This is a genomic window from Clostridium sp. AM29-11AC, from assembly GCF_003480545.1.
GTDB classification, from domain to species: domain Bacteria; phylum Bacillota; class Clostridia; order Lachnospirales; family Lachnospiraceae; genus Otoolea; species Otoolea saccharolyticum_A.
This window is the reverse complement of sequence record NZ_QUJI01000012.1, coordinates 56868-67328: the sequence shown is the minus strand read 5'-3', so window position 1 is coordinate 67328 and position 10461 is coordinate 56868. Positions and strand designations below refer to the sequence as shown.

General features: G+C 52.6%; 9 protein-coding genes. All 9 read right to left on the bottom strand.

The annotated features are described in order from the left end of the window. Nucleotides 1–398: 398 nt before the first annotated feature. The 9 genes from DW757_RS10215 to DW757_RS10175 all read right to left on the bottom strand — a co-directional run bounded on the left by DW757_RS10215 (nucleotide 399) and on the right by DW757_RS10175 (nucleotide 10425). Complete coding sequence (locus tag DW757_RS10215; protein ID WP_015574688.1) at nucleotides 399–1031, bottom strand: hypothetical protein; 633 nt, start codon at nucleotides 1029–1031, stop codon at nucleotides 399–401. Nucleotides 1032–1258: 227 nt separating this feature from the next. Beyond that, on the bottom strand, nucleotides 1259–2230 hold the full coding sequence (locus tag DW757_RS10210; RefSeq protein ID WP_015574687.1) for a glycosyltransferase family 2 protein: 972 nt from the start codon (nucleotides 2228–2230) through the stop codon (nucleotides 1259–1261). Between the two features lie 106 nt (nucleotides 2231–2336). After that, the gene (locus DW757_RS10205) at nucleotides 2337–3185 is read right to left on the bottom strand and encodes a LicD family protein (RefSeq protein ID WP_021965513.1); all 849 of its coding nucleotides are present in this window, start codon (nucleotides 3183–3185) and stop codon (nucleotides 2337–2339) included. 79 nt (nucleotides 3186–3264) lie between these two features. After that, on the bottom strand, nucleotides 3265–4596 hold the full coding sequence (rfbH, locus tag DW757_RS10200) for a lipopolysaccharide biosynthesis protein RfbH (RefSeq protein ID WP_021965512.1): 1332 nt from the start codon (nucleotides 4594–4596) through the stop codon (nucleotides 3265–3267). Between the two features lie 126 nt (nucleotides 4597–4722). After that, nucleotides 4723–5784 carry a CDP-glucose 4,6-dehydratase gene (gene rfbG / locus DW757_RS10195; protein ID WP_087384589.1) on the bottom strand — a complete coding sequence of 354 codons (1062 nt, stop codon included), beginning with the start codon at nucleotides 5782–5784 and terminating at the stop codon, nucleotides 4723–4725. Between the two features lie 47 nt (nucleotides 5785–5831). After that, the gene (gene rfbF, locus DW757_RS10190; RefSeq protein WP_008396577.1) at nucleotides 5832–6608 is read right to left on the bottom strand and encodes a glucose-1-phosphate cytidylyltransferase; all 777 of its coding nucleotides are present in this window, start codon (nucleotides 6606–6608) and stop codon (nucleotides 5832–5834) included. 29 nt (nucleotides 6609–6637) lie between these two features. After that, a complete protein-coding gene (locus DW757_RS10185) occupies nucleotides 6638–8314 on the bottom strand; it encodes a DUF6056 family protein (RefSeq protein ID WP_118751634.1) in 1677 nt (558 codons plus the stop codon). Next, nucleotides 8311–9720 (bottom strand): hypothetical protein, encoded by a 1410-nt coding sequence (locus DW757_RS10180; RefSeq protein ID WP_118751633.1) that lies wholly within the window; start codon nucleotides 9718–9720, stop codon nucleotides 8311–8313. The genes DW757_RS10185 and DW757_RS10180 overlap by 4 nt, the downstream gene beginning before the upstream one ends. A 57-nt stretch (nucleotides 9721–9777) precedes the next feature. Continuing rightward, nucleotides 9778–10425 carry an SIS domain-containing protein gene (locus DW757_RS10175; protein WP_015574681.1) on the bottom strand — a complete coding sequence of 216 codons (648 nt, stop codon included), beginning with the start codon at nucleotides 10423–10425 and terminating at the stop codon, nucleotides 9778–9780. Between the last annotated feature and the right edge of the window lie 36 nt (nucleotides 10426–10461).

The following is a 10461-nucleotide window of genomic DNA, read 5'->3' as shown; positions in this document are numbered from 1 at the left end:
CTGCCTCCAAAGGGACAAGTTCCGTGCAGGCGTTTTCCATCTGCGGCGGGGCGCGAAAGCGGCATTCTTCCTTTTCGCCGCAGTGCGATCCCCGCGGAGCGTTTTTATATAACGGGGAACGAAGTTTCCCGTTAAACAAGAAAGAATCCTGCAAAGCAGGATTCTCCGCCTGCGGCGGGGCGCGAAAGCGGCATTCTTCCTTTTCGCCGCAGTGCGATCCCCGCGGAGCGTTTTTATATAACGGGGAACGAAGTTTCCCGTTATATAAAAAACGGGCCTGCGCCCAATAGGCGCTGCCCGCTTCGTTTTTCCTGTACTATATATGCTTTTCCTGCCGTTTTCTGCCACTTCACTTCTCTCAGCAAAACGTCTCAGAGCCTTCCCACAGACTGAGGCCTCTACTGGGCTGCCGCTTCTGAGGCTCCCTGAGTTTCACCTGCAGCGTCCGTACTCTCAGCGGAAGCTGTCTCCTCCGCGCTCTCCCCGCTTTCTGCTCTGTCCATAGCCTTCTGAATCTCGCCGGCGCTTGGAAGTACAAATTCTGTTCCTGCCGGGTAGCTTGCGCTGATCAGCCAGGTGGACTCATCATCCTGGGTGCTCTCAGGGGCAATGCCGAAGGAAAGTCCGTACCTCTTCCAGAGCCCGCCGTAGGACGTGTCGCTGGACCTTTCGATGGAAAAGTCCTGTGTGGCAATCATATCGTTAAATCCCTTTATCAGTGTATCTGCATATTCAGCAAGCTCTGAGGATGGGAAGTCATCCTTCACAACCCAGACAAGCATAATCTCTTTTTTCTCCGGCTCAAGCAGGAAATGGAAGTCCACGCTGTAAGGGTATTCGTCGGTGTCCTCAAACATATCCTCTGCGTCTGTGCTTGCCTGCTGCCAGTCAATCTCTACATCATCCTTCACATCAAAGTCCGGCTCTCCTGCTACTGTCCCTTCTGTACTGTCAGGCTGGACAATGTTGCTCTTGGGAGCGCATCCAGACAGCGCAGCAGCGCAGGCCAATAAAACCAGGATTTTTTTCATTGCGTATACCTCCTTACTTCGTAATTGGTATTATATAATATCCCTCCTTGTTTTTACAGGGATTTTTGAAAAATTCAAAAAATCTTCATATTTTCAGCAGTTTCTTAAAAAATCCTTCACATACCAAAGGCCCCAGGCTTCGCCGGAATCCTTTCACCGGGCCGCCTGGGGCACCATTTTTCTCACTCTGCCTTTTCCTTCTCTTATTTCGTCTGACAGCCGCGCTCTCAGCGCTCCTCCACGCAGTTTTTTCCGTCCGGATTCTTCCTTCCGTCTATGTTCTGTGTCTCCTTGACTATATAGATCGGCCTGTCCTTTAACTCTGTAAAGAGGATTGCGATATACTCTCCGATGATCCCCACCAGCATAAACAGCATGGCGAACATAAAGCAGAGCAGCACCACAATCGTCGCGTATCCGCTTGGCGCTCCGTGGACTACTCTTCCGTAGATAGTGTAGATCATCACAAACACACCTAAAAGTCCCACGATAATGCCTGAATAGATTCCCAGCTTTAATGGAAGGTCCGAGAAGCAAAGTATCGTATTAATGGAAAATTTGAACAGCTTTTTCAGGCTGTACTTGCTCTCTCCCGCCACTCTGGCCCTGGCTTCGTACTCGATATTGGTGCGGTTAAAGCCGATGTTCTGCACATACCCTCTCAGGAAGCGCACCTTCTCCCTGTAGCTTTGCTTCAGCACCTGGGCCGCATTGGCCGTCATGGCAAAGAAGTCGGAAGCGTTGGCTTCCAGCTTTACATCAGAGATGGTATTGATCACCTTGTAGAAACCGCCGGAGGTTATATTTTTAATGAGGCCCGCAGACTTGTTCTTCGTCCGCACCATGTTGATGACCTCATATCCCTCCTCAAATTTTTCAATGATCTGTCTCACGCACTCCGGCGGATGCTGCAGATCCGCATCCATGCACACCAGTGCATCTCCGTCAAAGTGGTCAATCCCGGCGATCATGGCAGCCTCATGGCCAAAGTTTCTGGAAAAATTTACGAGCTTTACCTTCTCATCGCGGCCGGCCAGCTCCTTCAGTATGGAAAGGGAGCCGTCCGTGCTGCCGTCATTGACAAACAGCATCTCGTAATCCCAGGGAAGGCCGTCAAACACAGGCTTTGACTCACTGTAAAACTGCCTCAGGGCAGATTCCTCATTATATACAGAAACAATAATCGAAATTTTCTTCATTTGCGTTTACTCCTGTCAGACAAGCTTCCTGCATGCTTCTGAGGCCCATCCACGTCCTCTTCTGCAAAACAGGCTTTCCGTACATCCCGGCACGTCCTGCCGCCCCCTAATCCAGAATCTCGATCTCGATGCTGGAATGGGCCGGAACCTGCTTTTCCCTGGGCGGCAGCTTCATGTAATCACCGTAAATCCAGGTCAGCACGTGATCGTACCCCTTGGGCGCCATGAGGACTGTGTCCTCAAATTCCAAATCCACGGTTTCCTCGCACCAGTCCGCATCCAGCGTCACATAGAGATAGTCCGGCTGGTAGTTGCTGTAATACCGTTTGTCCGTCTTTTTCTTCCAGTCCTTGGCCGCAAGCACCGTCTGAAGCTTTATGAGAAACGGCATGGGAATCAGTTTTCCCACTGTGGAGAGAACTCCCACTCTCACCTTGTCCGCCAGGCTGTACTTGGAAAAGTCAATCTGATCCCTGTGTCCGATGGCCATGCCGTAGACCACCTTCTGAAGAAATTTGGCAAAAAATGCCCCGAATTTTCCCTCCGGCAGACGGTCCAGAACAAAGAGGTCCACCCAGAGATGGTTCAGCTTCCCCTCGTAGAAGCGCATCTGCCCATTGTCCTCGTGGACGCGGCTGTTGTCGTACAGAATCCTTGTGGTGAAGTCGTAGAACACCCGTCCTCCCCGTATATCCTGGGGCCTCAGAAGCGTCATCCCTTTCGGAAGCTCACGCTCTGCCACTTTCAGGAATTTTTCGTAGTTGGGGCGGGTGAACACCACATCCGCATCGTCGTCCCAGGGAATAAAGCCCTTATGGCGGACAGCTCCCAGAAGCGTTCCCGAATCCAGCATATACTGGATCCGGTACTTTCGGCAGATCCGGTCAATCTCCTTTAACAGCTTTAAATTTGCCTCGTGAACCCTCGTCAGGTCACTGTGTTCCCTCTCTTCCATGAAATAGCTCCCTCCGGCTTTTTTCGTTCGGCAGCTTCTGCCTGTCCTCTGTCTCCCCCTGCTTTCTGCAGGCTATGGCCTAAAGCGTATCGATAGCCTCCCGGATCACAGACGCCATGTAATCGATCATCTCGTCAGTCATTCCCGGATAAACGCCTACCCAGAAGGTATCCGCCATGATACGGTCTGTATTCTCAAGGGTTCCGGCTACCCGGTATCCCTGGCCGTCTGCTCTCATCTCATCAAAGCAGGGGTGCTTGATCAGGTTTCCAGCAAAGAGCATTCTCGTCTGGACTCCTCTCTCCTCCACATACTGGACCACTCTGTTTCTGTCGACGCCCTCCCGGCAGGTGATGAGAAATCCGAACCAGCTCGGATCAGAGTGGGGGCAGGCCTCCGGCAGAATCAGCTTCTCCTCTGTTCCCTTAAGTCCCTCTCTTAAGCGGGCGAAGTTGTGCTTTCTCCTCTCCACGAAGGACGGGAATTTTTTGAGCTGGGCGCAGCCCACAGCGGCCTGCAGATCCGTGGCCTTTAAATTATAGCCAAAATGGGAGTACACATACTTGTGGTCATATCCCAAGGGCAGCTCCCCGTACTGGCGGTCAAAGCGGTGGCCGCAGAGATTGTCATGGCCGGACGGGCAGACACAGTCCCGTCCCCAGTCGCGGAAGGAGCGGGCAATCTTATTTAAAAGAGGGTTGTCCGTGTAGACCGCGCCCCCCTCTCCCATGGTCATGTGGTGAGGCGGATAGAAGCTGGATGTTCCGATGTCTCCCACCGTTCCTGTAAACTTCATGGTTCCGTCTATCTCGTAGCGGCTTCCCAGAGCATCGCAGTTGTCCTCCACCAGCCACAGCCCGTGTCTGTCGCAGAACTGCTTCACTGCCCCCAGGTCAAAGGGATTTCCCAGAGTATGGGCGATCATCACCGCCTTGGTCTTTTCTGACAGAGCCTCCTCCAGCCTGGTCACGTCAATATTGTACTGGGGGATTGTGACGTCCACAAACACGGGAACCGCCCCGTACTGGATCACCGGGGTCACGGTTGTGGGGAAGCCTGCGGCCACCGTGATCACCTCATCCCCTCTCTTCACCCTGCGCTCTCCGAGAAGCGGGGAGGTCAGGGTCATAAAGGCCACCAGGTTCGCCGAGGAGCCGGAGTTTACCAGGGAGCAGTACCTTACCCCCAGATATTTTGCCAGCTCCTCCTCAAACTCATCCGTGTACCGTCCCGAGGTCAGCCAGAATTCCAGCGCACTGTCCACCAGATTGACCATCTCCTGCTCATCATATACCCGGGACGCGTAGGGGATCCTGTCCCCTGCCTTAAAGGGCGCCTTTTTATTATGATATTCCCTGCAATAATCGGCAACCAGATCAAGGATCTGCCTGCGGGCTTCTCTCTCGTTCATATTCTATCCTTTCTGCTCCTTTATTTCACTGCAGCCTTATTCCTGCTGCCATGCTGCGGCGAAGGCCTGCGGGCCTTTTGCCGAAGTGTCCTGCCATGGGACAGTCTGTGCTTTTGTGCTTTCTCTCTATGTCTCAGAAAACTCCTCTATCTGCCGGTCTGTGACTGCTCTCACATCGCCGCCTGAAAGCCAGAGCTTCGACCATTCCACCGTCTTTTTCACGGCTTCCTCCACATGCATGCCCGGCTTCCAGCCAAAGGTCTTTTTCACTCTCGAACAGTCCAGCTTCAGGAAGTTTGCCTCGTGGGGGCCTCCGTCGCTGCGGTTCATCCATCTGAGATTCTCACCCCAGAGGCTGCAGAAGAGATCCACAAGCTCTCCTGTTGTGAGACAGTCTGCGTCGTCGGGCCCTACATTATAGTATCCTGCAAAGGACGGATCCTCATACTGGGCCATAGCCACGGTCAGGTAGAGAAAGAGGGGATCCAGCACATGCTGATACGGCCTGGTGGAATGGGGATTTCTCACCACAATATTCTCGCCTTTTTCTGCCGCCCTTACACAGTCCGGAATAATCCTGTCGTTTGCGAAGTCGCCGCCGCCGATGACGTTGCCTGCCCGGCAGGTGGAAACAGCGGTGGAACTGCCGGCAAAAAAGGATTTCACATAGCTGTGTGTCACAAGCTCAGAACAGGATTTGCTGTTGGAATAGGGATCATAGCCGTCCAGGCGGTCTGTCTCCCGATAGCCGTACTCCCACTCCCTGTTCTCGTAAACCTTGTCCGTCGTCACATTCACCAGGGAGCGGACAGACGGGGTGAGCCTTGCGCACTCCAGGAGGTTGACCGTTCCCATCACATTCGTCTCATAAGTGTAAACCGGATCCTTATAGGAATCCCGGACAATGGGCTGTGCTGCCAGGTGGAGCACGATCTCCGGCTGTGTCTCCTCAAACACCTGCTTCATATGTCTCAGATCCCTCACATCTCCTGTTACGCTGTTCATCCGCTCTGACAGTCCGAGAAGCTCAAAGAGGGACGGTTCCGTAGGGGGATTCAGGCTGTAGCCCGTCACCCTGGCTCCGGCCAGGAGAAGGATCTCGCTGAGCCATGAGCCCTTAAAGCCTGTATGTCCCGTGATGAGAATCTTCTTTCCCCTGTAAAAATCTAAGACTTCCTTTTTCTTCATCTGTCTTTTCCGCTCTCTTTCTTCACTCTGATTTCCTTTTTATTCTATCAGTTTTCCCAGGTTTTCCACGGGGCATTGCCGCTCTGCCACAGCTCCTCCAGGTGTTTTTTATCCCTCTGGGTGTCCATGCAGTGCCAGAAGCCGTTATGGCGGTAGACCATCAGCTGGTGATCCCGCGCCAGGTTTTCCAGAGGGGCCTTCTCGAACACGGTGGAATCGCCCTCAATATAGTCGAACACCTTCGGTTCCATCACCATGAAGCCGCCGTTTACAATCTTACCGTCGTCGTCATTTTTTTCCCGGAAGGCTGTGATGGCTCCGCTCTCGTCCACCTCCAGGACTCCGAAGCGCTGCCCTACATTGACGCCTGTGATCGTGGCAATTTTCCCGTGCTCCCTGTGGAACTTCAGAAGCTCGTCCAGATCCACATCGGAAACTCCGTCCCCGTAGGTCAGCATGAAGGTCTCATCCCCCACATAGTCTCTGATCCTCTTGATGCGGCCTCCTGTCATGGTGTGAAGCCCTGTGTCCACCAGAGTCACCTTCCACGGCTCAGAATAATTATTGTGAACCTCCATCTGGTTATTGGCCAGGTCAAAGGTCACATCTGAGGTGTGAAGGAAATAGTCTGCGAAAAATTCCTTTACCACATACTGCTTGTAGCCCAGGCAGATGACAAACTCATGAAAACCGTACTGGGAGTAGTGCTTCATAATGTGCCACAGGATTGGCCGTTCCCCGATCTCCACCATGGGCTTTGGCTTTAAATGGCTCTCCTCGCTGATGCGGGTCCCGAAGCCTCCTGCAAGTATTACAACCTTCATTTCTTACCTCCTCATTTTCCGTCACCGCTTCAGGGCCTCGTCTGGCTGCGAAACGCCTCCATTCCCGGAAACGGCCGGTAATCGAACTCCACATCTTCCGGGAGATCGTAATATTCCCTCATCCATACGATCATGAAGGAAAAATTCTCATCATAAACAACCTCATTTTTGCAGAGCAGGTCGGGAAGCTCGTAGACTTCTATCGAATCAATGTCTGCGCCGTTCTTGATCGCCCTCGCGCTCTCCTTAAACACTGCGTCATCGTACATGAGAACCTCGTAGTTGGACCGGTAGCCCTGGTAGATATTTCTGAGGTTCGGAATACTGACAGCCGACAGATAGAGGAGGGCAGCCAGTGAAACAACCGGCAGCCTTCCGGCCTCCCTCAGAAGGGCCTTCCCGTACAGGTAGGCAAACAGGAGCCATGACAGGTACAGGAACGGGTAAAAGATTCTCAGGGGAACCTCCGGCACAATGGCTGCCGAGCCTACAGACAGCACAGCTGCTGAAAATACAAAGGCTCCAAACGGCTGGTTTTCTTTCCTATAGAATAATATCACTTCCACAAAACAAAAAGCAATATATATCAGCAAAAGATTCGCCGCCGCCCCTGAATAATTTCCCGGCGGGAACACGGACAGCTTCTGTTTCATCAGATAGCCTGCAAACACCGCCGCCGAAATCCCTGAAAACGCCAAGTGAAAGGCCGCGCCTGCTCTTCCCCGGCCCCCTGCCTGACGGGCCATCACAAGGCCCAGAAGGATCATGACAGGGAAGAAAAAGAGCAGATAGCGCAGATTGTCTCCGGAAAAGAACAGGTTCATCAGCAGAGGAATGTTCCTGCCCAGCTTTCCGAAAAAGCTCAGAGAGGCAAAAGCCGCATTGCCCTCACTGTTCATTCTGGCGCTTACGGCCGGGGAGAGAATGATTATGAGCCCTCCCGCCGCGCAGGCTGCAAAGGTAAGGCCGTCGTAAATCCTAAGTCTTCTGTTTCTCAGAAACTTGTACACAAGGCAGATAACAGCAAAGGAAACCGTGGTGACAAACCACTGTTCCTGGGACCAGGCAGCCAGAAAGCCCAGAAGCACACAGGCTCCTGCCCGGATAAGCCCGGGCTTTTCCCCAGGCCCATAGAGAGCAGTCCTGTAGAAGCAGAGGGCAAAGCCCAGAAATGAGACGGCCGGCACAACGTAGATAAAGCTGGCTGCATACCAGTAAGTGCCCATTCTCTGAAGCATGATCCCCAGAGTTCCATAGAGCAGACAGAGAAAAGCCGCCAGCAGTATCTTTCCAAAAGGAGTAAGCCCGGCGGATTTCCCCTGCTGTTCCTCCCCGCAAACCTCTCCTGCGCTCAGACTGCCCTCCAGCATTTTCTGGACAGTCAGAAAGATCATCACCAGCACAGCCAGCACAGCCGTGGCCATAAATACCTGGACTCCTCTGATTCCTCCTATCATGTGTACGAAGCAATAGAGGAACATATAGAGAAGCCTTCCATTGGAGTTTACATAATGTCCCTTTATAAAAGCCAGAAGATCCGAAAAGCCATAGTCAGCTCCAGCCACAGGGATATTGGTTCCGTAGCTCAGAGACAGATAGCCGTAGTCATCGTAGTAGATGAACACCTTCCCGAACTGCATCAAGAGAAACAGATAAAACACCGCGAATACTGCGATATATGCGTATTTCGGACACCGCTTCATCATCTCTCCTCCTTATTGTAGAAAATGTTGAGATTGTTTTCGTCGAGGATCTCAAGGGCTTTCCGGGCTCTCTTCCCGTCCGTGTGGAGCGCCTCACCCAGAGCCTCATCCGTCTCATTTTTGTAGTTGAGGGCAGTTTCCTCTGCTATCCTCAGGGATTCCTTTCTAAGGGGTGCCTTTAAGAGCTCCTGCCTAGTGGTGTAGAAATTCCCCGCCAGCAAAAGAACAGCAAAGACAGCGGCTGCAGCCGGAAGAATCCTTTCAGCCAGACTTTTCCTTCCCGCATCTGCTCTCCTTTCCTTTATTATCGAGAACACTGCCGCAAAGGTAAGGAGGATTCCAAAAATACCCATCTCATACTGGATCGCATACCGGGACGCCATCCCATAATTTTCCTGCAGAAAGATCCACCTGGAATAGAATACCAGGCAGTGGTTGACTCCGCCTGTCAGAATCAGCAGAAGCGGAAAAAGCGTTCTCTCAAAGACGCGGAATCTGACATTCAGATAGAGGACGAAGAGATAGAAGGCGATTACCACCGCCCCCAGAAGGCAGACACCCTTTCCCGTTTTAATCACTCCGGAAATAACCTCAATTCCCAGTACCGGAGAGGCAAAGGCCTCCAGAAAGAATTTCACAAAAAACTTCGGATCTGCCAGGAGCGCAGACACCAGGGAGGCATCCGTCGCCCCTCTGTATTCATATACAGCAAAATGGCTGCTCAAAAGATAGAGTCCCAGGGCGCCCAGCACAAAAGTCAGATCCAGCGCCCACTCCCGGTTCACTGTCCGCTCTGTTCTGAATTCCTTCAGGAGAAGGGCTCCATAGGCCAGAGTCAGGATCAGAGAGTAGCTGCCGCAGTAAGGCCCTGCCACAAGCAGAGTGAGAAGGGGCGGAAGCACCTTTAAGAATATCCTGTCATACTTTCTCTCCTCCCCGCCTGCCACCCGGTCTAAGATCACAAAATTCCAGTAAAAACCGGCGATAGACAGAAAGCATACCCAGCCGCTTCCGTTTCCCAGCATCTCCCACTTGTTCAGGCTGAACAGGAGAAGCATGATGACGAGAAACCATGGGGCATAGCCGCGTTTTCCCCGGCAGTAGGCTGCAATGGCCAGGGCAGAGAGGCCATGGCTTAAAACGCCGAGCACCATATCAAAGGCGGGGCTGTAGTGAAACAGCGCCACATTGATGATTCTGCCAAGGTAGGTGATCGGCACCCTTGTCAGTACATCCGGCACGAAAAACTTTGCAGGATTTCCCACATCCGGCAGGTAAGAGACAATAAGCCTCATATAATCCGTGTAAGCCAGATCTGTAGTTGCAATTTTTAGGTAATAGAGGCAGAACACCACTCCCAGGGCAGGGAGCCCCAGATAAAACAGCCTTTTTCCCAGTTTCTGATTCATACTCCTTATCCTTTCCTGTGTCTATCTATCCGCTCATCATTACAGCTTCCCAAAAGCCTATCTGGCTGAAGGGAAAAAATGCTCTTCTAACATCAGGCACAGGGCGTGGTAAATGGGCAGGTGAAGCTCCTGGATCTTGTAGGTTTCCTGCTCAGGAGCGACGATGCACACATCGGACTTTCCCTTCATCTTTCCTCCGTCACGGCCGGCCAGTCCGATCACTTTCATTCCCTTTGCGCGGGCAGCCACAGCGGCCAGAACCACATTTTCAGAATTTCCGGAGGTGGTGATCCCCAGGAACACATCTCCCTCTCTTCCGTAGCCGATCACCTGCTGGGCGAAGGCCATACCAGGGTCCACATCGTTTAAAAAGGCTGTGGTCAGGCCATTGTGCCCTGTCAGGGCAATGGCGGGAAGCCCCTGCTGAAGTTTTCCGGCCAGGGCTTCTCCCCTCTCCTGGTCGGCATTTTTCAGGGCCTCTTTTAGTCCCTCATCTAACTCTCTTCTCTTTACAAAGCCCTTCATAAGCTCCCCGACAATGTGCTCACAGTCGGCGCAGCTTCCGCCGTTTCCTGCGGCCAGCAGCTTCCCTCCGGCTGCATAGCAGTCCCTCAGAATCTCATAGGCCTTCTCAATTTCTCCCCTCACCGGAGTGAGCTTCGGGTATCTCTCCATCAGTTCATCCAGGTATCTGTACTCATTCATGTTTTTCCCTTCCTTTCGTACTTCATAGCTTCCAGT

Coding starts and splice junctions, on each gene's coding strand:
- DW757_RS10215 (WP_015574688.1), bottom strand. CDS start 1,031: ATGAAAAAAATCCTGGTTTTATTGGCCTGCGCTGCTGCGCTGTCTGGA.
- DW757_RS10210 (WP_015574687.1), bottom strand. CDS start 2,230: ATGAAGAAAATTTCGATTATTGTTTCTGTATATAATGAGGAATCTGCC.
- DW757_RS10205 (WP_021965513.1), bottom strand. CDS start 3,185: ATGGAAGAGAGGGAACACAGTGACCTGACGAGGGTTCACGAGGCAAAT.
- rfbH (WP_021965512.1), bottom strand. CDS start 4,596: ATGAACGAGAGAGAAGCCCGCAGGCAGATCCTTGATCTGGTTGCCGAT.
- rfbG (WP_087384589.1), bottom strand. CDS start 5,784: ATGAAGAAAAAGGAAGTCTTAGATTTTTACAGGGGAAAGAAGATTCTC.
- rfbF (WP_008396577.1), bottom strand. CDS start 6,608: ATGAAGGTTGTAATACTTGCAGGAGGCTTCGGGACCCGCATCAGCGAG.
- DW757_RS10185 (WP_118751634.1), bottom strand. CDS start 8,314: ATGATGAAGCGGTGTCCGAAATACGCATATATCGCAGTATTCGCGGTG.
- DW757_RS10180 (WP_118751633.1), bottom strand. CDS start 9,720: ATGAATCAGAAACTGGGAAAAAGGCTGTTTTATCTGGGGCTCCCTGCC.
- DW757_RS10175 (WP_015574681.1), bottom strand. CDS start 10,425: ATGAATGAGTACAGATACCTGGATGAACTGATGGAGAGATACCCGAAG.